This is a genomic window from Nonomuraea sp. NPDC049309, from assembly GCF_043196965.1.
Classification (GTDB): Bacteria; Actinomycetota; Actinomycetes; order Streptosporangiales; family Streptosporangiaceae; genus Nonomuraea; species Nonomuraea fastidiosa.
On sequence record NZ_JBICSH010000004.1, the window covers coordinates 96,559 to 117,932 of the forward strand.

The following is a 21,374-nucleotide window of genomic DNA, read 5'->3' on the forward strand; positions in this document are numbered from 1 at the left end:
GACGCGTGCCTGGAGGGCGCGGCGCCGGCACGGCACCGACGGAGGAGGGGCCGTGACGACGACGATGTCGACACACCGACGGGCAGTAGAGCAGATCCGGCAGTCGTACGCCGAGATCCCGGGCGACGCGGCGCCCCGGCTGGCCAAGGCGACGTCCAACCTCTTCAGGTTCCGCGACGGCGGCAGGACGGCCAAGCTCTCGGCCAAGGACCTCGACGAGGTCATCAGCGTCGATCCCGAGACGCTGACCGCCGAGGTGCAGGGCATGACCACCTACGAGCACCTGGTGGACGCCACGCTGCCGTACGGGCTCATGCCGTACGTGGTGCCGCAGCTCAAGACGATCACGCTGGGCGGCGCCGTGACCGGGCTCGGCATCGAGTCCACGAGCTTCAGGGACGGCCTGCCCCACGAGTCGGTCGAGGAGCTGGAGATCCTCACCGGCGACGGTCGCATCGTCGTCGCCCGCGACGACAACGAGCACCGCGAGCTGTTCCGCGCCTTCCCCAACTCCTACGGGACGCTGGGCTACGCGCTGCGCATCAGGATCAAGTTGCGCAAGGTGCAGCCGTACGTGCACCTCACCCACGTCAGGTTCACCGACGCGGGCAAGTGCATGCTGGCCATGCAGGAGATCTGCGACAGCATGGTGTACGAGGGCGAGAGCGTCGACTTCGTCGACGGCGTCTACTTCTCTCCCGGCGAGATGTACATCACGCTCGGCCGCTTCGCCGAGCGCGCCCCTTACGTCTCCGACTACACCGGCATGCGCATCTACTACCAGTCGATCAGGCAGCGCAGCCGCGACTGGCTGACGATCCGCGACTACCTGTGGCGCTGGGACACCGACTGGTTCTGGTGCTCGCGCGCGTTCGGCGTGCAGAAGCCGGTGGTGCGCTCGCTCATGCCGCGCCGCTGGATGCGCTCCGACGTCTACCGCCGCCTGGTCGCGCTGGACAGGAAGTTCGGCCTGACCGCCCGCATCGACCGCTGGCGCGGCAAGCCGGTGAGCGAATCGGTCATTCAGGACGTCGAGACGCCCGTCGAGCGCGGGGCCGAATTCCTGGAGTTCTTCCACGAGAAGGTGGGCATGACTCCCGTGTGGATGTGCCCGCTGCGCGCCGGGTCACGGTGGCCCCTCTACCCGCTCGAGCCGGGCAAGCTCTACGTCAACTTCGGATTCTGGGGAATGGTGCCGCTGCCAAAGGGCCAGTTCGACGGTTACTACAACCGGCTCATCGAGCGTTCCGTGCACGATCTCGACGGCCACAAGTCGCTCTACTCGACCTCGTACTACGCGCGTGAGCAGTTCTGGCAGCTGTACAACGGCGACGCCTATTGGCCGGTCAAGCAGGCATACGACCCCAACGGACGCCTGCTCGACCTGTACGAAAAGTGTGTGCGGGGAAGGTGAGCAGATGGCTCTGGCAACCATCTTTGAGAAGATCGTCGGCCCTGAGGCGAACATCGCGTTCACGGCCTACGACGGCAGCAAGGCCGGGCCCGACGGCGCCGACCTGGCCATCGAGGTCAAGTCGCCGATCGCGGTGGCGCACCTGGCGCACGCGCCGGGCGAGCTGGGCCTGGCGAGGGCGTACATCTCGGGGCACATCGACGTCCAGGGCGACATGTACACGCTGCTGGACCGGATGTGGAACATCACCACCAACGACCTGACGACCGCCGAGAAGATCGCCGCCGTCCGCTCGCTGGGCATCAAGCCGCTGCTCATGCGGGTGCCGCCGCCTCCGCAGGAGATGCGGCAGAGCACGCTGGCCAGGCTCGGTTCCCGGCACGCCAAGCAGCGTGACGCGGAGGTCATCCACCACCACTACGACGTCTCCAACCGCTTCTACGAGTGGGTGCTCGGCCCGTCCATGGCCTACACCTGCGCCTGCTTCCCGAGCGAGGACGCCACGCTGGAGGAGGCCCAGTTCGCGAAGTTCGACCTGGTGGCGCGCAAGCTCGGGCTCGAGCCGGGCATGCGCCTGCTGGACGTCGGCTGCGGCTGGGGCGGCATGGTCATGCACGCCGCCAAGCACTACGGCGTCAAGGCGCTCGGCGTCACGCTGAGCCGCCAGCAGGCCGAGTGGGCGCAGAAGGCCATCGCCGACGCGGGGCTGCAGGACCTCGCCGAGGTCCGCCACATGGACTACCGCGACGTCCAGGAGACCGGCTTCGACGCGGTCAGCTCGATCGGCCTGACCGAGCACATCGGCAAGGCGAACGTGCCGCGTTACTTCGAGTTCCTGTACGGCAAGCTCAAGCCGGGCGGCCGCCTGCTCAACCACTGCATCACCCGGCCCACCGGCAAGGAGAAGGCGATCAACAAGGGCGGCTTCATCAACCGCTACGTCTTCCCCGACGGCGAGCTGGAGTCGGTGGGCTGGCTGATCCGGCAGATGGAGGACCTCGGCTTCGAGATCCGCCACCAGGAGAACCTCCGCGAGCACTACGCCAAGACGCTGCGCCACTGGTGCGACAACCTTGACGCGAACTGGGACGACGCGGTCGAGGAGGTCGGCATGGGCACCGCCCGCGTGTGGGCGCTCTACATGGCCGGCTGCATCGTCGGGTTCGAGCGCAACAAGGTGCAGCTGCACCAGGTGCTCGGGGTCAAGCTCGACGAGAACGGCCGCTCCGGCGTGCCGCTGCGCCCCGCCCGCGACTGGCCCTGATCCTGATGTGAACCGGCATGGCGCCGGGCGTGCCGGCCGCGCGCCCGGCGCTGATCCGGTTCATGGCCCCGATCGCAGGACGGCTCCCGGGCCGTGTGGCCCGGGAGCCGCGGTGACGCCCCCGTGACGTCAGGAGACGGCGGCCTGCTCGCCCGTCGTCGCCGTGCAGCGGTGCCGGTCTTTGGCGTGGCGCTCTTTCGCGTGCCGCCCCCGGCTCGGAGGGAGCTCCTTCTGGGCGTCCTCCAGCGTCTCCTGTGGCTGCTCCTTCGGGTTGTGGGGCTTAGCGTGCCTGCCCACGTGCTGTCTCCTTCGTTGTCCCCCAACTGCTTAAAGTGACCGTATGGCTACCCTCAGCGCCGGGGCAAGGGGGTTATCCGGTAAAGGAGAAGTCGTTACCGACAAGCGACCAAGCCCTGCGCACGTCCGCGCCGGTCAGGAGGAGCAGGCGGTGCCGTTCAGGGTGAAATCGGTGGGCTTGCCGGTGTCGCCGCTGTGCGTGGCCTGGAAGCCGAACGACGCCGAGCCGCCCGGTGCTATCGATCCGTTATAGGAGACGTTGCGCGCCGTCACCTGGCCGCTGTCCGGCGTGATCGTGGCGTTCCACGCCGACGTGATCGTCTGACCCGCGGGCAGGGTGAAGCCCAGCGCCCAGGACGACAGCGGCGACTGGCTGGTGTTCGTCACCGTCACCTCGGCGGTGAAGCCGGTGTTCCAGGTGTTCATCGTGTACGTCACCTGGCAGTCGCCCGGCGGCTCCGGCGTGATCGTCGGATCCGGGTCCGGGTCGGTACCGGGGTCGTCGTCGGAGAGGCCGAAGAAGTCGATGACCATGGCCGCCATCCCGCTCTGCGGCAGGGTGTGGCCGACGCCCTGCACGCTGATCGCTTCGACCGGGGCCATCGTGCCGGTGCCGCCGTAGCGCGTCCTGGTCCAGCCCGAACGCGGCTGGTCGGTGGAGCTGGGCGTCTGGCTCAGGCCGTGGACGTCGGTCCACTGCTTGATCTGCTCCTGGAAGTTGGGGTAGCGCAGCGTGTCGTCCTCGGTGCCGTGCCAGATCTGCATGCGCGGGCGGGCGCCGCTGTAGCCGGGGTAGGCCGCGCGTACGAGGTCGCCCCACTCCTGCGGGGTCTTGATGATCTGGCCGTTGGCGCAGGCGCTGTTCCAGCTCGACCCGTCGGTGGTGGCGAAGCAGCCGAACGGCACGCCGCTGAACGCCGCCCCCGCCGCGAACACGTCGGGGTAGGCGCCCAGCAGCACGTTCGTCATCATGGCGCCGGAGGAGGCGCCGGTGACGAACGTCCGGGCCGGGTCGGTGTTGTAGTGCTGCTGGACGTACCTGACCATGGAGACGATCCCGACCGGGTCGCTGCCGCCGTCGTGCCGCAGCGCCTGCGGCGACGAGACGTCGAAGCAGGCGCCGCTGCGCGTCGCCGACGGGTAGATGACGATGAACTTGTGCTGGTCGGCGAGGCGGGCGAACTCCGTGCCCGAGTAGAAGGCGGGGCCCGACCCGGTGCAGTAGTGCACGGCCACCAGCAGCGCGGGACGGGAGGGGACGCCGTCGGGAACGTACAGGTGCATGCGGAGGTTGGTGGGGTTCGTCCCGAACCCGGTCACCTCGGTGAGCTGCGCCGAGGAGGCCGGGGGTGCGGTGATGAGGCCGGTGACCACGAGCGCCGCGAGGGCGATCAGGGCGCCGGCCAGTCGAGCTCTCAGCTTCATCGAGATCCTCTCGCAACTGTGGCCGAAATATTGCGAGTGTGATCCGAAATTTTCGGTGCCGCAATGGGCCTCGTGCGCACCGCCCGGCTGCGAGGCCGTGAGCTGCCGCGAGAGCGTCTCGAGAGCGAGAACGTTATGAAACTTTCGGCCGTCAGTCCTCGCCGGCCAGCTTCTCCAGCGTGTCCTTGAGCCCCTGCCAGGCCACCGCGGCGTCGGGAGTGCGGGCGTGCGGGCCACGGAACCACCGGACGAAGTCGGCCACGTCGTCCAGCGCCCAGCGCAGCCGGTAGAGCGTCATCAGCCGCTCGTCGGGGATGTGGCCGGTGGCCTCGGCGTACCGCGCGCGGTCCTCGGCGGTCTTCGCGACCAGCCACAGGTCCCGCTCGGGGGCGGCCAGGCCCACGGTTTCCCAGTCGACCAGCAGCAGCCGGCCGCGCGAGCGCAGCAGGTTGCCGGGATGGGGCTCGCCGTGCGTCACCACCGGCTCGCCCGGCTTCTCCGCCAGCAGATCGAACTCCTCCAGCGCGCGCCGCAGCGTCGCCGTGTGGCTCGTGACCAGCTCCCTGGCAGGCTCGGAGTAGGGGCCGCCGAGCCAGGGCAGGTCGCCGTCCTCGCCTGAGGCCAGCCGCTCCAGCAGGGCGCGGCCCGGCGGCTGCACCGGGGCGGGCGGGGCGGACAGCGGCGGCGGGGTGGCGTGCAGCGCGGCGAGCAGGTCGATCACGGCCGCGCGCTCGGCGTCGTCCTGCGCGTCGCCGAACTCTCCCGGGCGTCCCTCCACGTACGGGTACACGCTCATGGCGTAGCGGCGGCTGTCGAGCCTGCGCAGGGTGGCGCCCTCGTCGTCGCGCAGCGGCGACACCACGAAGTCCAGCCCTGCCTGCTCGCGCAGCTCCGCCGCCGTGTCCAGGGCGGCCCGCACCTCGTCGTACGCCCGCCGGCGCACGTCGACCACGGTCACGAACCAGGGCCCGCCCCGGCCCTGCGCCACCCAGTGGTAGTCGCCGAACCCGACGGGTGCGTACTCGAGCGTCGTCGCATCGGCGCCCCACGCCTTCAGCGCGGGCCGCAGCATCGCCTCATCGAAGTCCTGTGGCCGATCCCGCATGCCCAGCAAGCTACCGGGACCGGCCCTGCGCCTTCATCCCGGTTGTTCGGATCGTTCGATCAGCTCGATGGCGGCGAGCACGTCCGTGACGGCGTGATCGGCCTCGGCGGGCCGAGGGGCGTGCCCGTGGTCGATCCAGATCGTGGTCAGGCCCGCGCCCCGGCCGCCCGCGATGTCCTTCTCCGGGTCGTCGCCGACCATCCACCCGCCGCCGTCCGGCGACGCCCCGCAGGCGGCCGCGCCCGCGGCGAACAGCCGGCCATCCGGCTTGGCCACGCCCTCCACCCCCGAGATCACCCAGCCGTCCACGCATCCGCGCCCAGGCGGTGTCGCGCGGCGAACTCCGCGGTCCCCGGGCCCGAGGGCGACCCCCGTCGAGCGCCCTGGAAGCGCCCGGAGCGCCGCCCGCACATACGGGCGGCGCCCCGCACGCATGGCGCGGTCAGCCGATCAGGCAGGGGAGCGCAGCTCGCGCTTGAGGATCTTGCCGGTGGCCGTCATCGGCAGCGAGTCGCGGAACTCGATGATGCGCGGGTACTTGTAGGCCGCCATGTTCTCCTTGCACCAGGCGATCAGCTCGTCCTCGGTGATCGTCGAGCCGGGGGTGCGGATGACGTACGCCTTGATCTCCTCGCCGTGCGAGTCGTGGGGGACGCCGACGACGGCGGCGAGCGAGACGTCGGGGTGCGTGACCAGCACCTCCTCCAGCTCGCGTGGGTAGACGTTGAAGCCGCCCCGGATGATCATGTCCTTGGCGCGGTCGACGATGGAGTAGTAGCCGTCGGCGTCGCGGGTCGCGATGTCGCCGGTGCGGAACCAGCCGTCCCGCATGACCTCGGCCGTCGCCTCGGGCCTGCCGTAGTAGCCCTTCATGACGTTGTGGCCGCGGATGGCGATCTCGCCGGGCCCCTCGCCCTCGATCGTCTTCCAGTCGCCGTCCACCAGCTTCATCTCCACGCCCCAGATGGGGGTGCCGATGGTGCCGGGCTTGGCGGGCCTGCCGGGCTGGTTGAAGCTGGCGACGGGCGAGGTCTCGGAGAGCCCGTACCCCTCCAGGATGCCGACGCCGAAGGTGCGCTCGAAGTCGTTGAGCACCTCGACGGGGGAGGCCGCGCCGCCCGCGACGGCGACCCGCAGCGAGCGCGGCACCTCCATGCCGTCGGAGTGGATCTTCGTCAGCATGCCCCAGTACATGGTGGGCACGCCGGCGAAGAACGTCACCTTCTCCTTCACCATCGTCGCCAGCGCCTCGGCAGGGTCGAAGCGCGGCATCAGCACGACGGTCGCGCCGCGCAGGAAGCCGGTGTTCATCACGACGGTCTGGCCGAAGGAGTGGAACAGCGGCAGCACCGCGAGGTAGACGTCGCCGCCCTCCTCGGCGGGGAACATCTTGTCGCTGACCATGGCGTTCATCACCATGTTCTGGTGGCTCAGCTCGGCGCCCTTGGGCTGGCCGGTGGTGCCGGAGGTGTAGAGGATCACCGCCGTGTCGTCGGGGGCGGTCTGCACGGTCTCGAACTCGGTCGGCAGCCCGTCGAGCGCCGCCCAGATCGACTCGCCGTACGGAGACTCGGTGGCGAACGGGGTCGCGGGCAGCACGAAGAAGTGCTCGCAGCGCTCGGCCGCCTCGAAGCCCGCCTTGCCGCGCTCGCCGAGCGGCAGTTCGGGGTTGCCTTCGAAGCAGAACAGCGCCTTGGCGTCGCTGTCGTCGAGGTGGTAGGCGATCTCGCGCGACTGCAGCAGCACGTTGAGCGGTACGACCGTCGCGCCGGCCTTGAGGATGCCGAAGTAGACGAAGGGGAAGTACGGCAGGTTCGGGCAGGCGAGGGCGACCTTGTCGCCCTTGGTGATACCGCGCGCCACCAGCAGGTTCGCGACCTGGTTGGCCACTGTGTCGATCATGGAGTACGGCAGCCGCATGTCGCCGAAGACGATCGCGGTGCCGTCGGGGGTGTTCCTGGCGCTGTCCTCCAGGACGATCGACAGGTTGAGCATGACGCCTCCCTCTAGAACGGCTTCGCGGTCATCTTGTCAGGACCTCCATACCGACCGGTAGGTAGCGCGGGTCACAAGTGGATATGGACGCCTTCCCCGGCCGTGGAGTAAGCAAGGGGCAGGTGATCGAGCCCCGTGGAGGAGACCAATGGAGTACGACTACGTCATCGTCGGGGCCGGCTCTGCGGGGTGTGTGCTGGCCAACCGGCTCTCTGCGGATCCGGGGCTGTCGGTGGCGCTCATCGAGGCCGGCGGTAAGGACGACAAGCTGGAGATCCGCATGCCGGCGGCGTTCTTCAAGCTCTTCAAGACCGAGTACGACTGGAACTACTCCACGGTCAAGCAGGGCGAGCTGTCCGGCCGCGAGCTCTACTGGCCGAGGGGCCGGGTGCTGGGCGGCTCGTCCTCGCTCAACGCCCAGATGTGGGTGCGCGGCTGCCAGCAGGACTACGACCAGTGGGGCATCCCCGGCTGGGCGTACGACGACGTGCTGCCGTACTTTCACAAGGCCGAGCACCGCGTCGGCAGCAACCGCGGCGGCGTCTACGGCACCTCCGGCCCGCTCTACATCTCCGAGCTGCGCAGCCCCAACGAGACCACGGCCGCCTTCCTGCGGGCCTGCGAGGAGCTGGGCATGACCCGGCTGCCCGAGCTGAACGGCCGCTCCAACGAGGGCTACAGCCCCACCCCGGTCACCCAGCTCAGGGGCCGCCGGTGGAGCTCGGCCGACGCCTACCTGCGCCCGGCGGGCAACCGGCCCAACCTGCACGTCCTCACCGGCGCCACCGTGTCGCGGGTGACGTTCGACGGCAGGCGGGCGACCGGCGTCGAGCTGAGCGGCGGCCGCACGGTCAAGGCCAGGCTGGAGGTGGTGCTGGCGGCCGGGGCCATCGGCTCGCCGTACCTGCTGATGCGCTCGGGCGTGGGTGCGGCGGGCGAGCTGCGCGACGCCGGGGTGCCGGTCGTGCACGACCTGCCCGAGGTCGGCAAGAACCTCCAGGACCACCTGGTGACCGGCGTGTACGTCGAGTGCCGCAAGCCGGTGACGCTGACCAAGGCGGAGTCGCTGCCCAACCTGCTGCGCTACCTCGTGCTGCGCTCCGGCATGCTCACCACGAACGTGGGCGAGGCGGTGGCGTTCATCAGGACCTCGCAGGACGAGCCGGCGCCGGACATCGAGCTGCTGTTCGCGCCGGTGCCGTTCAAGGACCACGGGCTCACCCCGCCGACCGGACACGGCCTGACCGTCGGCGTGGTGCTGCTGCAGCCGGACAGCCGCGGCAGGGTCGGGCTGAACGGCCGCGACGTCGTCATCGACCCCGCCTACCTGACGGCGGAGGCCGACCTGCGGCGGCTGGTCGCGGGGATGAAGCGGGCCAAGCAGGTGGTCGCCGCGGAGGCGATGAAGCCGTACGCGGGCGGGCCGATGGAGCCGTACTGGGCGCCGGAGACGGACGAGGAGCTGGCCCGGTGGGTACGCGAGAGCGCCGAGACCCTCTACCATCCGGTCGGCACATGCCGGATGGGCACCGACGACGGCTCGGTGGTGGACCCGGCGTTGCGCGTGCGCGGCGTGGAGGGCCTGCGGGTGGCCGACGTGTCGATCATGCCGAGGCTCAACCGCGGGCACACCCACGCCCCCGCCATCATGATCGGGGAGAAGGCGGCCGACCTGATCAGGGGGCATAAGGCCTGAGCCGTCCACCCTGCGGCCGGGCATCGACACGGCTGTGATGTCGCTCTTCGCCGGCGGGCTGTCCCGCCGGTCGGGTCGCGAGAAGCCCGGGTCGGGCGGCAGGTGGCGTGCTAGGTTTCGCTCTCATGGAGATCAGGACGATCCACGCCAACGGTGTGGAGTTCGCGTATCTGACACTGGGGGAGGGGCCGCTGGCGCTGTGCCTGCACGGCTTCCCCGACACCGCGCACACCTGGCGGCACCTGATGCCCGCGCTGGCCGAGCGCGGCTACCGCGCGGTCGCGCCCTTCATGCGCGGCTACGCGCCCACGGAGGTCCCCGCCGACGCCGCGTACGAGGTCGCCGCGCTGGTCGCCGACGTGCGCGCCCTCCGCGAAGAGCTCGGCGGCGGCGAGGACGACGTCGTCATCGGCCACGACTGGGGCGCCTTTCCCGTCTACGCCACCGCAGGCCGCTTCCGCCGCGCCGTCGCGCTCGCCGTGCCGCCGCCCGGCGCGATGGGCGCCGCTTTCCTCGACTACGAGCAGCTCAAGCGCTCGTTCTACATCTATCTCTTCCAGACCCCGATGGCCGAGCGGGCCGCCGCCGTGCCCGGCTTCTTCGAGAACCTGTGGCGCGACTGGTCGCCCGGCTACGACGCGAGCGAGGACCTCGACTTCGTCCGGCGCAGCATCGGCGAGCCCGCCAACCTGTCCGCCGCCATCGGCTACTACCGCGCCATGCTCGGCACCACGCCGCCGTCCGGCCGCTATCCGGACGTCGAGCCCTCCGTCACCGGCCCCGTCCTCTACCTGCACGGCGCCCAGGACGGCTGCCTGGCCGCGGGCCTCGCCAAGGACGCGATCAACCACCTGCCGGAGGGCTCACGGGCCGAGCAGATCGACGGCGCCGGGCACTTCCTCCACCTCGAACGTCCCGCCGAGGTCAACCGCCTCATCCTGGACTGGCTGGGATCCGCCTCCTGAAGACGCCCCTTCGACGCCGCCTGTCGCGGCCCGCCGGGTGTTACGTACGCCGTACGTACGAAGCATTGACGTAAGTGGATGCTTTTCTCATGATTGCCACATGAGCGTCCTGGACTTCGACCTGTCGGACCGCGACTTCTGGGCCCGGCCCATGAGCGAGAGGGAGGAGGCGTTCGCGCGGCTGCGCGGCCTGGACGCTCCCGCCTTCTTCGAGGAGATGGAGATCTCCTACGCGCCCAAGGGACCCGGCTACTACGCCCTGGTCAAGCACGCCGACATCCTGGAGGCCAGCCGCAACCCCGAGATCTTCTGCTCGGGCGACGGAGGCGCGACGAACATCCCCGACATGCCGGCGGAGTTCGCCGAGTACTTCGGCTCGATGATCAACATGGACGATCCCCGCCACGCGCGGCTGCGCAGGATCGTCTCCCGCGCCTTCACCCCGAAGATGATCAAGCAGTTCGAGGCCGACGTGGAGGCCGCCGCCGCGGGCATCGTGGACGATCTGCTGGCCAAGGGTCCGGGCTGCGACTTCGTGACCGAGGTGGCCGCCCGCCTGCCGCTGAAGATCATCTGCGACATGATGGGCATCCCCGAGCGGGACTACCAGTACGTCTTCGACCGCTCCAACATCATCCTCGGCGGCTTCGACCCCGAGTACACCGGCGGCGACATCGACCAGATCGCCGAGCGCCTGCTCACCGCCGGCATGGAGCTGCAGCAGCTCGTCCAGGACCTCGCCGCGCACCGCGCCGAGCACCCCACGGACGACCTCACCTCGTCGCTGGTGAACGCCAACATCGACGGCGAGCGGCTGACCATGCAGGAGCTGGGCTCGTTCTTCATCCTGCTGGTCGTCGCGGGCAACGAGACCACCCGCAACGCCATCTCCCACGGCCTGCACATGCTGACCGAGAACCCCGACCAGCGCGCGCTGTGGCTGGAGGACATCGACGGCCGCGCGCCCGGCGCGGTCGAGGAGATCGTCCGGCTCGCCTCCCCGGTGAACTTCATGCGCCGCAAGCTCACCAGGGACTACGAGATGAACGGCCACCTCTACCGCAAGGGCCTGAAGGTCGTGCTGTTCTACTGGTCCGCCAACCGCGACGAGTCGGTCTTCCCCGATCCGCTGCGCTTCGACATCACCCGCCACCCCAACCCGCACGTCGGCTTCGGCGGGCCGGGGCCGCACTTCTGCCTGGGCGCTCACCTGGCCAGGCGCGAGATCTCCGTGATGTTCCGCGAGCTGCTGCGCCGGGTGCCGCAGATCGAGGGCGGCGAGCCCGACCGGCTGCACTCCAGCTTCATCAACGGGATCAAGCACATGGAGTGCCGGTTCTAGCCGGCGTTGGTGAGCCTGATCTGGTTCATCACCGTACGGATGTCGGGCAGCAGCGACTTCTTGTCGGCCGGGATCGACATGAACACGATGGCCGGCTTGGCGGCCCCGGTGTTCACGGCGATCGTCGCGATCGTCGCCTTCTCGGTGTCGGAGGTCAGCGAGTACGCGATGAGCCGCCCGGTCCGGTCGCCCACCTTGATCGGCTGCTGGGCGATCTTGCGGACCTTGTTGTCGGTGGGGAAGAACCGCTTGCGCGCGTCCAGCACCACCTGCTTGATCACCGGCTCCAGGTTGTCCTCCTCGTAGTAGGAGGCCATCCGGTCCTGGAGCGGGCCCGCCATGATCACGGCGAAGCGCTGCGGCGCGACCTGCACGTACTGGCGGTGGGTGAAGTTGTAGGTGCCGTTGATGGTGGCGGCGGGGCGCTGGTCGAGCTGCCACTCGCCGCCCAGGCGCGGCACCGAGATGCCGGCCGAGGCGACCGCGAGCCGGCCGGTGACGGGGCTGGCCTTGCCGGGGTACTTCGGCAGCGGGCCGATGGACGTGGCGGTCTTGGTGGCGGTCGGCTTCTGCGACGCGGTGGCCGTCGCCGCCGTCTCGCCGGCGCTCGCCGCGTCGTCGGAGGCGAGCGGGCCCCACAGGAACGCCCACAGCAGGGCCGCGACCAGCGCGACCGCGGCCGAGCCGCCGAGCGCGTAGATCCACACCGGCTTGCCGGAGTCCTCGTCGAGCTCGTCCTGCTCGCCCATGGCCTGGTAGTTGTCGCCGAAGACCGTGTTCCACAGCTCCTGCTGGCGCTCTGGCGGCGGCGTGCGCGAGCCGCTGATCTGGCCGGCGGTGACGAACCGGTGCTCGGGGTCGGACGGGTCGCGGCTCAGGTTGGAACCGGGGCGGGCGGAGGCGTCTTCGGCGGCGGGCGTGCCGGTGTGTGTCGAATCCATGGAGGTGGAGGGGACCGCGCGTTCGTTGAGGAGGTTCTCGGTGTGCTGGGCGTAGGTGACCGTACGCTCGTCGGCCGGATGAGACGAGTGCCGCGGAGGCTGGTCTTGGGTCTCGGGAGGCGGCAGGTCGTGCCGCGGGGTGCCGCTCTTGTCGTACATCACCGTGCGTTCGGCCGGCGGCGGGTCCGCCGGCGCGTCGGCGGGCGGCCACGTGGCGGGGCCGGACAGGTTGGACCCGGACAGGTTGGACCACGCGTCGTTCGACGGCGCGGGCGGCTGCGCCCAGGCGGGCACGGGGTCGGCGGGCTGCCCCGGAGGCGGGGCGCCCTTCGGGGAGACCTCGGGCCAGCCGCCGGGGCCCCCGGGGCTCTGCGGCGGCGGCACGGGCTCGGGCCACGACGTCTGCGTGTCGTGCGGGTTCGCCTCGGGCCATGAGGTGATGGGCCCGCTCTGCGGGGACGACTCGGGCCATCCGCCGCCGCGCGGCTGCTCGGGCCACGACGGCTCGGGGCCGCCGTCGCGCGGGCCGCCGCTGTGCGGGCCACTGCTCTGGGGGCCGCCGCTGTGCGGGCCACTGCTCTGGGGGCCGCTGCTGTGCGGGCCGCTGTTGTGGGGGCCGCTGTCGTGACGGCCGCTCTCGTACCGGCCGCTGCTGGGACGGCCGTCCTCGAAACGGCGCTCTATGAGCCCGCCGTCGTGCCGGCCCGGCTGGGGGCGGGCGGATTCGGGGCGGACGGGCTCGATGAGGTCGGGCCGCGTGTTGTCGGGGCTCGTGGACGCGGGCTCGTAACCGCCGGCGTCCCTGCGCGCGCCCCGGGGGCGCGGCGCGGCGGGCGGCTCGGGCCACGAGGGGTCCTTGCGCGGCGGCTCTGGCCAGGACGGCTCCGGCGTCCGCCGCGGCGGCTCAGGCCAGGAGGTGGGCGCCTCGGCCGCGGGCGGCTCGGGCCAGGCGGGCGCGGGAGGCGTCTCGCGCCTGGGCGGCTCGGGCCAGGACGAGGGCATATGAGGTCCGGAGTTCTCCGTTGCCATTGCCGCCGGTCCTCCCGAGTTCGTGTCCGGATGTCCCGTTATATCCGGATTTGACGTGTCACGCATGATCCCATGGGATTTTCCAGGAGACCCCGGTGGTTCCGCAGCGAAACGAGCGAAGCCATGCGGATCGGTAGGCGGATCCTGCAGGGGCAGGTCGTTCTCCGGTCTATCTCGCTCAGCTGGGTACACCACGGCGACAAGGCTATTCTTACGGGAAGAATGAGGTCACAACGGATACATCACCATCAGGTCTCGCCGGACCTGAAGGATCCATTGTGCCCGCAGAGCCCTGCCGAGTGCCTGCAATCAGCCGAAGACGTGCGCTAGGCTTGACACATGCGTTCCGCGACCCTGCTTCTTAGCGGGCCGCGACGGCCCTGAAGTTCTCGCCGTCGCGGCTCCACCCCTCGTTGTGTGCACGAGGGGTTTTCTTATGGGTCCGAATCAAGTCCAGAAGGGCAGTAGCCGTGAGTGAGTATGACCCGCAGGCGCTGCAGGCCAAGTGGCAGCAGCGATGGGAGGAACAAGAACCCTACCGTGCCAGCGAAGACCCCGCGGACCCCCGCGAGCGCCGCTACATGCTGGACATGTTCCCCTACCCCTCGGGTGACCTCCACATGGGCCACGGCGAGGTGTTCGCCATCGGCGATGTCGTAGCCCGCTATTGGATGCAGAAGGGCTACAACGTCCTGCACCCGATCGGCTGGGACTCCTTCGGCCTGCCCGCCGAGAACGCCGCGATCAAGCGCAACGCGCACCCCGCCGAGTGGACCTACGCCAACATCGAGACGCAGGCCAACTCGTTCCGCCGCTACGCCGTCTCCTTCGACTGGTCGCGCCGCCTGCACACCAGCGACCCCGACTACTACCGCTGGAACCAGTGGCTGTTCATCCGCTTCTTCGAGCGCGGGCTGGCCTACCGCAAGGGCGGCCTGGTCAACTGGTGCCCCAACGACCAGACGGTGCTGGCCAACGAGCAGGTCGTGGGCGGCAGGTGCGAGCGCTGCGGCGCCGAGGTCGTCAGGCGCGAGCTGACGCAGTGGTACTTCAAGATCACTGACTACGCGCAGCGCCTGCTGGACGACATGGACCAGCTGACCGGCTGGCCCGAGCGGCTGCTGACCATGCAGCGCAACTGGATCGGCCGCTCCGAAGGCGCCGACGTGCAGTTCGAGATCGAGGGTCGCGACGAGCCGGTCACCGTCTACACCACGCGCCCCGACACCCTGTACGGCGCCACGTTCTTCGTGGTCGCCGCCGACGCGGCGCTGGCCGACGAGATCGTCACCGACGAGCAGCGCCCGGCGTTCGAGGCCTACCGCGCCGAGGTGGCCAAGCTGAGCGACATCGAGCGGCTGTCCACCGAGAAGGAGAAGACCGGCGTCTTCCTGGGGCGCTATGCGATCAACCCCGTCAACGGCGAGCGCATCCCGGTCTGGGCGGCCGACTACGTGCTGTCCGACTACGGCCACGGCGCCATCATGGCGGTGCCCGCCCACGACCAGCGCGACCTGGACTTCGCCCGTAAGTTCAACCTGCCGGTGAAGGTCGTCGTCCACACCGGCCTGGCCGATCCCGGCGAGACCGGCGTGGCCACGCCGGGCGAGGGCACGCTGGTCAACTCCGGACCGCTGGACGGCCTGTCCAAGTCCGAGGCCATCCGGAAGATCATCGAGATCTTGGAGGCCGAGGGCAAGGGCCGCGGCGCGGTCAACTACCGGCTGCGCGACTGGCTGCTGTCGCGCCAGCGGTTCTGGGGCACGCCGATCCCGATCATCCACTGCCCCGACTGCGGCGAGGTGCCCGTCCCCGACGAGCAGCTGCCGGTCACGCTGCCCGACATGCGCGGCGAGGCGCTGGCGCCCAAGGGCGTCTCCCCGCTGGCCAGCGCCACCGACTGGGTCAACGTCGAGTGCCCCAAGTGCTCGGGTCCCGCCAAGCGCGACACCGACACCATGGACACCTTCGTCGACTCGTCGTGGTACTTCCTGCGCTACTGCTCGCCGGGCTACACCGAGGGCCCGTTCGACCCCGAGCAGGTGCGCAAGTGGGGGCCGGTGGACCAGTACGTCGGCGGCATCGAGCACGCGGTGCTGCACCTGCTGTACTCCCGCTTCTTCACCAAGGTCCTCTACGACATGGGCATGGTCGACTTCACCGAGCCGTTCATGCGCATGCTGAACCAGGGGCAGGTGATCAACGGCGGCAAGGCCATGTCGAAGTCGCTGGGCAACGGCGTGGACCTGGGCCAGCAGATCGACGAGTTCGGTGTCGACGCCGTACGCCTGACGATGATCTTCGCCGGCCCGCCGGAGGACGACATCGACTGGGCCGACGTCTCCCCGGCGGCCTCGCAGAAGTTCCTGGCCAGGGCGCTGCGGGTGATGTCCGACGTCACCAGCGAGCCGGGCGTCCCGTTCGAGAACGGTGACGTCGAGCTGCGCAAGGTGACCCACCGCACCATCGATGAGGTCACCAAGCTGATCGAGGCCCAGCGCTTCAACGTCGCCGTGGCGCGCATGATGGAGCTGACCTCGGCCACCCGCAAGGCCATCGACTCCGGCCCCGGCCCCGCCGACCCGGCGGTGCGCGAGGCCGCCGAGACGCTGGCGATCATGCTGTCGCTGGTCACCCCCTACACCGCGGAGGAGGGCTGGGAGCGGCTGGGCCGCACCGGCTTCGTGACGTTCGCCGGGTGGCCGGAGGCCGACCCCGCGCTGCTGGTGCAGGAGTCGGTCACCTGCGTGGTGCAGGTGGCGGGCAAGGTGCGCGACCGGCTGGAGGTCTCGCCCGACATCACCGAGGCCGAGCTGCGCGAGCTGGCCCTGGCCTCGGAGAAGGTCGCCGGCTACCTGAACGGCGCGCCGCGCAAGGTCATCGTGCGGGCGCCCAAGCTGGTCAACATCGTCCCGTAGGTCAGATCTCGCGCAGGGCCGGCAGCAGCTCCTTCTCGGCCCAGTCGAAGAACCGCTGCTGCCGGTCGTGCCCGATCTGCACGAGCGCCACGTGGGTGAACCCGGCGTCGGCGAACGTCCTGATGCCCTGCACGACGGCGTCCACGTCGTCGCCGCACGGCACGCTCGCGGTCACGTCCTCGGGGCGGACCGTGCTCGATGCGGCGGCGAAGCTCACCGGGGCGGGCAGCTCGGCCATGACCTTCCAGCCGCCGACGCTCGACCAGCGCCACAGCTCGTGCGCGCGCCGGATCGCGGCGTCGCGGTCGGTGTCGTACGAGATCGCGAGCTGGCCGTAGACCGGCCTGCCCTCGCCGCCCGCGGCCTTGAACTGCTGCACCACCTCGGCCAGCGGCTCGTTGATGACCAGCACGTCGCCGTACTGGGCGGCCAGCTCGGCCGACTGCCCGCCGGACGCGGCGATGCCGATCGGGACCGGCTCGTCCGGCAGGTCGTACAGCTTGGCCGAGTCCACGTCGTAGAACTCGCCCTGGTGGGTGACGTACTCGCCGCTGAACAGCTTCCTGATGATCAGCACGGCCTCGGCGAACATGCGGTGCCGGGTGTCCACCGGCGGCCAGCCCTCGCCGATCACGTGCTCGTTGAGGTTCTCGCCCGCGCCGAGCCCGAGCGTGAAGCGCCCCTTGCTCAGCACGCCCATCGTGGCGGCCTTCTGCGCCACCACCGCCGGGTGGTAGCGCATGATCGGGCAGGTCACGTACGTCATGAGCGGCAGCCGCTCGGTCACCTGGGCCGCCGCGCCGAGCACCGACCAGCAGTAGGGCGAGTGCCCCATCTCCTCAAGCCAGGGGAAATAGTGGTCGGAGATGACGGCGAAGTCGAAACCGACCCGCTCGGCCGCGGCGGCGTAGTCGACCAGCTCGCGGGCCGGCGTCTGCTCGGACATCAAGGTGTAGCCGATATGTACCATGCGTCCCGGCTACCCCGCTTCGCTCGCCTTAGCGGCGGCGAAGCGGAGATCAATGATGGTCGCGCTCGCACAGTTCCTCGATCACCAGGCTCAGCCCGATGCCCAGCAGCCACACGTCCTTGACCACGCCGAGGCCCTCCTGGCTCGGGCGCAGGCTGCCCTCCTTGCGCATGCTCGGCGTGCGAAGGTAGAGGCCGAGCAGGCCCGCCGCGAATCCGGTGAGCGCCGCCCCGGCCAGCAGCGACGGCACGAACGGCGCGAGCAGCGCCGCCCCGAGCGCGACCTCGCCGCGCGCCAGCAGCCGCACGAACGCCGACGGCTCCATCTTCCCCAGGAACGGATACGTCGCTGCCGCCATGCCGTGCAGGCCGGCCGCGGCCTGCTCGTCGGCCTCGATCATGTCGAGACCCGAGTTCAGGATGACGGCCCCGGCGGCCAGGCGGGTGGGCAGGTGGTGGGCGCGAGTGAAGATCCTCATCGGTGCCTCGCAAGGTCGGGAAACCGGGCAGGCGTCCCCTTCCCGCGGGGTCCGCGTGCATCCCGACCTTGGGATTTCCCAGGACGTGCCGTGGGCGCGCGTGTGAGAATTCTTGGGCTTCGCTTGGCGTCGGCGATTAATGTGCAGGGGTGACAAATGGCGCATACCTGAGATACCCGCACCTGCACGGTGACCTGGTCACCTTCGTCGCCGACGACGACGTCTGGCTGGCCCCGCTGGAGGGAGGGCGAGCCTGGCGCTTCACCGCGGACCGCGTGCCGGTCTCCCATCCGCGATTCTCCCCCGACGGCGGCCGGATCGCGTGGACCAGCACCAAGGAGGGCGCCGCCGAGGTGTTCGCCGCCGAGCTCGACGGGCCGGAGGGCGAGCGGCTCACCTACTGGGGCGGGGCGGCCGCCACTTCGGTGCGCGGCTGGACCCCCGGCGGTGACGTGCTGGCGGTCAGCGCGGCCGGGCAGGGCTCGTTCGCGCGGCGCTGGGCGTACGCGGTGCCGCTCGACGGCGGTCCGGCCACGCGGCTGCCGTACGGGTGGGTCAGCGATGCCGCCGTGGACGGATCGCGGGTCGCCACCGTGTCGTCGCTGTGGCGCGAGCCCTCGCACTGGAAGCGCTACCGGGGCGGCACCGCCGGCAAGATCTGGGTGGACGCCGAGGGCAGCGGCGAGTTCGTCCGGCTGTTCGCCGACAGCGCCGCCCAGTACTGGGCGGTGAACTGGGTCGGCGACCGGCTGGTGTTCCTCGCCGACATCGACGGCACCGGCAACGTCTACTCGTCCCTGCCCGACGGCTCCGACCTGCGCAAGCACACCTCCCACGAGAAGTTCTACGCCCGCCACGCCACCAGCGACGGCCGGCGGGTGATCTACTCGCACGCCGGGGACCTGTGGCTGCTGGAGAGCCTGGACGCCGAGCCGCGCCGGCTGGACATCCGGCTCGGCGGGCCGCGACCCGGGCGCGCCAAGCGGCCCGCGCCGCTGCGGGTGGGCTCGTACGCGCCGGACGCCACCGGCCGGGCCAGCGCCGTCGAGATCCGCGGCACCGCCCACTGGGTGACCCACCGCGACGGCCCCGCCGGCGTGCTGCGCGCCGAGCCCGGCGTCCGCGTCCGGCTGCCCCGCGTGCTCGACGCCGACGGCAAGGCCGTGTGGGTCTCCGACGCCACCGGCGAGGACGCCCTGGAGATCGGCACCCCCGGCGGCGAGATCAGCACGCTGGCCGCGGGGCGGCTCGGCCGCGTGCTGGAACTGGCCGCCGCGCCCGACGGCAAGCACGTCGCCGTCGCCTCCCACGACGGGCGGCTGCTCGTCGTGGACGTGGAGAGCGGCACCATCAGGGAGCTCGACCGCACCGACCAGGGCGACATCTCCGGCCTGACGTTCTCGCCCGACTCCGCCTGGCTCGCCTGGGAGTTCCCGCACGACGAGCTGCTGACGCAGATCAAGATGGGCCGCGTGGACGGCAGCTCGGTCATCGAGGCCACCCCTCCCAGGTTCGCCGACTACGACCCCGTCTTCACCAAGGACGGCAAGCACCTCGCGTTCCTGTCCGCCCGCACGTTCGACCCCGTCTACGACACGCACGTCTTCGACGTGTCCTTCCCGTACGGGGTCCGGCCGTACATCCTGCCGCTGCAGGCCACCACGCCCTCGCCGTTCGACCCCTCGCTCCAGGGCCGCGGCTTCAACGGCGAGGACGACAAGCCCGCCAAGGGCGACGACAAGCAGAGCGACGACGCGCCGCCGCGCACCGAGGTGGACGTCGAGGGGATCTTCGACCGTGTGGTCCCCGTGCCGGTGCCCGCCGCCCGCTACGGCAACCTGCGCGCCGCCAAGGACGCGCTGCTCTGGCTGCGCTACCCGGTCGCAGGGCGCCTCGGCGACGGCACCGACGAAAGCCCCGAGATCGTGCTCGAACGCTACGACCTCAAAAAGCGCTCCAAGTCCGAAGTGACCAGGGAGGTGCGCTCGTTCGAGGTCAGCGGCGACGGCTCCCGGCTCGTCACCAACGGCAAGAACGGCCTGCAGACCAGGGCGGCGAGCGACGGCGACGAGGCCGTCACCATCGACCTCGACCGGATCAGCGTGCAGATCGACCCGGTGGCCGAGTGGCGGCAGGGCTTCCGCGAAGCCGGCCGCCTCATGCGCGACCACTTCTGGCGCGAAGACATGAGCGGCGTCGACTGGCAGGGCGTGCTCGACCGCTACGAGCCGCTCGTCGAGCGCATCGGCGCCCACTCCGAGCTGATCGACCTGCTCTGGGAGACGCAGGGCGAGCTGGGCACCTCCCACGCCTACGCCATCGGCGGCGGGCACTCCTCCGACTCGCGCCGCCGGCAGGGCCTGCTCGGCGCCGACCTGACCAGGGACGACGACGGCGTCTGGCGCGTCACCCGCATCCTCCCCGGCGAGACCTCCGACCACGCCGCCCGCTCGCCGCTGCTCGCCCCCGGCGTCGCGGTCCGTCCCGGCGACGCGATCATCGCCGTCGGCGGACGCCCCGTCGATCCGGTACGCGGCCCGCTCCCGCTGCTCGTCGGCACCGCCGGCCACCCCGTCGAGCTGACCGTCCGGCCCGCCGCCGGCGGGGACGTGCGCCGGGTCGTGGTCACCCCGATCGACGACGAGACCCCGCTGCGCTACCACGACTGGGTGGCCGGCCGCCGCGCCTACGTCAAGGAGGCCTCCGGCGGGCGGCTCGGCTACCTGCACATCCCCGACATGCAGGCGCCCGGCTGGGCGCAGTTCCACCGCGACCTGCGTACCGAGATCGCCTGCGACGGACTCATCGTGGACGTGCGGGAGAACGGCGGCGGGCACCTGTCGTCGCTGGTCCTGGAGAAGCTGTCGCGCCGGGTCACCGGATGGGGACTGGCCCGCGGATACCGGCCCATGCGTTACCCCGAAGACTCGCCGCGCGGGCCCGTCGTCGCCATCGCCGACGAGTTCGCCGGGTCCGACGGCGACATCTTCAGCGTGGGCATCAAGAACCGCGGCATCGGGCCGCTCGTCGGCGTCCGGACATGGGGCGGCGTCATCGGCATCGACTCCCGCTACTCCCTCGTGGACGGCACCGTGGTGACCCAGCCGCGATACTCGTTCTGGGCCGAGGGGCCGGGATGGGGAGTCGAGAACCACGGCGTGGACCCCGACGTCGAAGTGGTGATCACGCCGCAGGACCGGGCCGCCGGACGCGACCCGCAGCTCGACAAGGCGATCGAGCTGGCGCTCGCGGCCCTGGAAGAGAACCCGCCCGCCACCCCGCCCGAGCTCCCACCCCTCCCCACCACCTGACCCACCCCCCGTCCGGCCCATCAGCCACCCGCCGCCCGGCCCGGCTTCGGGCCGGGATGGCCGGTTGTCCGTGATCCGGCCCGGCTGTGGGCCGGGTGGCCGGTTTGCCCGCCACCCGCCCCCGAGAGCGCCGCGCTGGACCGCCCCTTCGGCCCGCGCGTTGCATGGCCGGGCCGCCTTGTCCGGCCGGGTCCGCATTCTTCCGGCCGGCAGGCCCTTCCTTC

Annotated in this window: 15 protein-coding genes; 7 read left to right on the top strand and 8 right to left on the bottom strand. The window is 70.7% G+C overall.

Annotation, left to right across the window (positions count from 1 at the left end):
• Positions 1-64 precede the first annotated feature (64 nt).
• Together ACGFIM_RS25610 and ACGFIM_RS25615 are read left to right on the top strand one after the other, a co-directional pair.
• Positions 65-1,414 carry an FAD-binding oxidoreductase gene (locus ACGFIM_RS25610; protein ID WP_393205872.1) on the top strand — a complete coding sequence of 450 codons (1,350 nt, stop codon included), beginning with the start codon at positions 65-67 and terminating at the stop codon, positions 1,412-1,414.
• A gap of 4 nt (positions 1,415-1,418) precedes the next feature.
• A complete protein-coding gene (locus tag ACGFIM_RS25615; protein WP_393204394.1) occupies positions 1,419-2,678 on the top strand; it encodes a class I SAM-dependent methyltransferase in 1,260 nt (419 codons plus the stop codon).
• A gap of 129 nt (positions 2,679-2,807) precedes the next feature.
• On the opposite strand, the gene ACGFIM_RS25620 is transcribed toward ACGFIM_RS25615, so the two are convergent.
• From ACGFIM_RS25620 to ACGFIM_RS25640, 5 genes are all read right to left on the bottom strand, one after another.
• A complete protein-coding gene (locus ACGFIM_RS25620) occupies positions 2,808-2,975 on the bottom strand; it encodes a hypothetical protein (RefSeq protein ID WP_364067042.1) in 168 nt (55 codons plus the stop codon).
• A 135-nt stretch (positions 2,976-3,110) separates the two neighbouring features.
• Positions 3,111-4,400 carry a PHB depolymerase family esterase gene (locus ACGFIM_RS25625; protein WP_393204398.1) on the bottom strand — a complete coding sequence of 430 codons (1,290 nt, stop codon included), beginning with the start codon at positions 4,398-4,400 and terminating at the stop codon, positions 3,111-3,113.
• Positions 4,401-4,551: 151 nt separating this feature from the next.
• Positions 4,552-5,505, bottom strand: a complete 954-nt coding sequence (locus tag ACGFIM_RS25630; protein ID WP_393204401.1) for a phosphotransferase — start codon at positions 5,503-5,505, stop codon at positions 4,552-4,554.
• 33 nt (positions 5,506-5,538) lie between these two features.
• Positions 5,539-5,814 (bottom strand): HAD family hydrolase, encoded by a 276-nt coding sequence (locus tag ACGFIM_RS25635; protein WP_393204403.1) that lies wholly within the window; start codon positions 5,812-5,814, stop codon positions 5,539-5,541.
• Between the two features lie 141 nt (positions 5,815-5,955).
• A complete protein-coding gene (locus tag ACGFIM_RS25640) occupies positions 5,956-7,500 on the bottom strand; it encodes a long-chain fatty acid--CoA ligase (protein WP_393204406.1) in 1,545 nt (514 codons plus the stop codon).
• Positions 7,501-7,648: 148 nt separating this feature from the next.
• Between ACGFIM_RS25640 and ACGFIM_RS25645 the strand changes: the two genes are divergently transcribed.
• The 3 genes from ACGFIM_RS25645 to ACGFIM_RS25655 all read left to right on the top strand — a co-directional run bounded on the left by ACGFIM_RS25645 (position 7,649) and on the right by ACGFIM_RS25655 (position 11,503).
• Positions 7,649-9,196: a GMC family oxidoreductase gene (locus ACGFIM_RS25645; RefSeq protein ID WP_393204409.1), complete on the top strand. Its 1,548-nt coding sequence runs from the start codon at positions 7,649-7,651 to the stop codon at positions 9,194-9,196.
• 107 nt (positions 9,197-9,303) lie between these two features.
• The gene (locus ACGFIM_RS25650) at positions 9,304-10,161 is read left to right on the top strand and encodes an alpha/beta fold hydrolase (protein WP_393204412.1); all 858 of its coding nucleotides are present in this window, start codon (positions 9,304-9,306) and stop codon (positions 10,159-10,161) included.
• 100 nt (positions 10,162-10,261) lie between these two features.
• Positions 10,262-11,503 (top strand): cytochrome P450, encoded by a 1,242-nt coding sequence (locus ACGFIM_RS25655; protein WP_393204415.1) that lies wholly within the window; start codon positions 10,262-10,264, stop codon positions 11,501-11,503.
• On the opposite strand, the gene ACGFIM_RS25660 is transcribed toward ACGFIM_RS25655, so the two are convergent.
• Entirely contained in the window at positions 11,500-13,446 is a 1,947-nt protein-coding gene (locus ACGFIM_RS25660) for a hypothetical protein (RefSeq protein WP_393204418.1), read from the bottom strand. The genes ACGFIM_RS25655 and ACGFIM_RS25660 overlap by 4 nt on opposite strands.
• Before the next feature lie 473 nt (positions 13,447-13,919).
• On the opposite strand from ACGFIM_RS25660, the gene leuS reads away from it, so the two are divergent.
• Positions 13,920-16,391, top strand: a complete 2,472-nt coding sequence (leuS, locus tag ACGFIM_RS25665) for a leucine--tRNA ligase (protein WP_393205875.1) — start codon at positions 13,920-13,922, stop codon at positions 16,389-16,391.
• Between the two features lies 1 nt (position 16,392).
• On the opposite strand, the gene ACGFIM_RS25670 is transcribed toward leuS, so the two are convergent.
• Together ACGFIM_RS25670 and ACGFIM_RS25675 are read right to left on the bottom strand one after the other, a co-directional pair.
• The gene (locus ACGFIM_RS25670; RefSeq protein ID WP_393204421.1) at positions 16,393-17,361 is read right to left on the bottom strand and encodes an LLM class F420-dependent oxidoreductase; all 969 of its coding nucleotides are present in this window, start codon (positions 17,359-17,361) and stop codon (positions 16,393-16,395) included.
• Positions 17,362-17,410: 49 nt separating this feature from the next.
• Entirely contained in the window at positions 17,411-17,839 is a 429-nt protein-coding gene (locus ACGFIM_RS25675) for a hypothetical protein (RefSeq protein ID WP_393204424.1), read from the bottom strand.
• A gap of 149 nt (positions 17,840-17,988) precedes the next feature.
• On the opposite strand from ACGFIM_RS25675, the gene ACGFIM_RS25680 reads away from it, so the two are divergent.
• Positions 17,989-21,150, top strand: a complete 3,162-nt coding sequence (locus tag ACGFIM_RS25680) for a PDZ domain-containing protein (protein ID WP_393204427.1) — start codon at positions 17,989-17,991, stop codon at positions 21,148-21,150.
• Positions 21,151-21,374: the final 224 nt, after the last annotated feature.

Coding starts and splice junctions, on each gene's coding strand:
- ACGFIM_RS25625 (WP_393204398.1), bottom strand. CDS start 4,400: ATGAAGCTGAGAGCTCGACTGGCCGGCGCCCTGATCGCCCTCGCGGCG.
- ACGFIM_RS25655 (WP_393204415.1), top strand. CDS start 10,262: ATGAGCGTCCTGGACTTCGACCTGTCGGACCGCGACTTCTGGGCCCGG.
- ACGFIM_RS25610 (WP_393205872.1), top strand. CDS start 65: ATGTCGACACACCGACGGGCAGTAGAGCAGATCCGGCAGTCGTACGCC.
- ACGFIM_RS25630 (WP_393204401.1), bottom strand. CDS start 5,505: ATGCGGGATCGGCCACAGGACTTCGATGAGGCGATGCTGCGGCCCGCG.
- ACGFIM_RS25615 (WP_393204394.1), top strand. CDS start 1,419: ATGGCTCTGGCAACCATCTTTGAGAAGATCGTCGGCCCTGAGGCGAAC.
- ACGFIM_RS25660 (WP_393204418.1), bottom strand. CDS start 13,446: ATGCCCTCGTCCTGGCCCGAGCCGCCCAGGCGCGAGACGCCTCCCGCG.
- ACGFIM_RS25675 (WP_393204424.1), bottom strand. CDS start 17,839: ATGAGGATCTTCACTCGCGCCCACCACCTGCCCACCCGCCTGGCCGCC.
- ACGFIM_RS25645 (WP_393204409.1), top strand. CDS start 7,649: ATGGAGTACGACTACGTCATCGTCGGGGCCGGCTCTGCGGGGTGTGTG.
- ACGFIM_RS25640 (WP_393204406.1), bottom strand. CDS start 7,500: ATGCTCAACCTGTCGATCGTCCTGGAGGACAGCGCCAGGAACACCCCC.
- ACGFIM_RS25670 (WP_393204421.1), bottom strand. CDS start 17,361: ATGGTACATATCGGCTACACCTTGATGTCCGAGCAGACGCCGGCCCGC.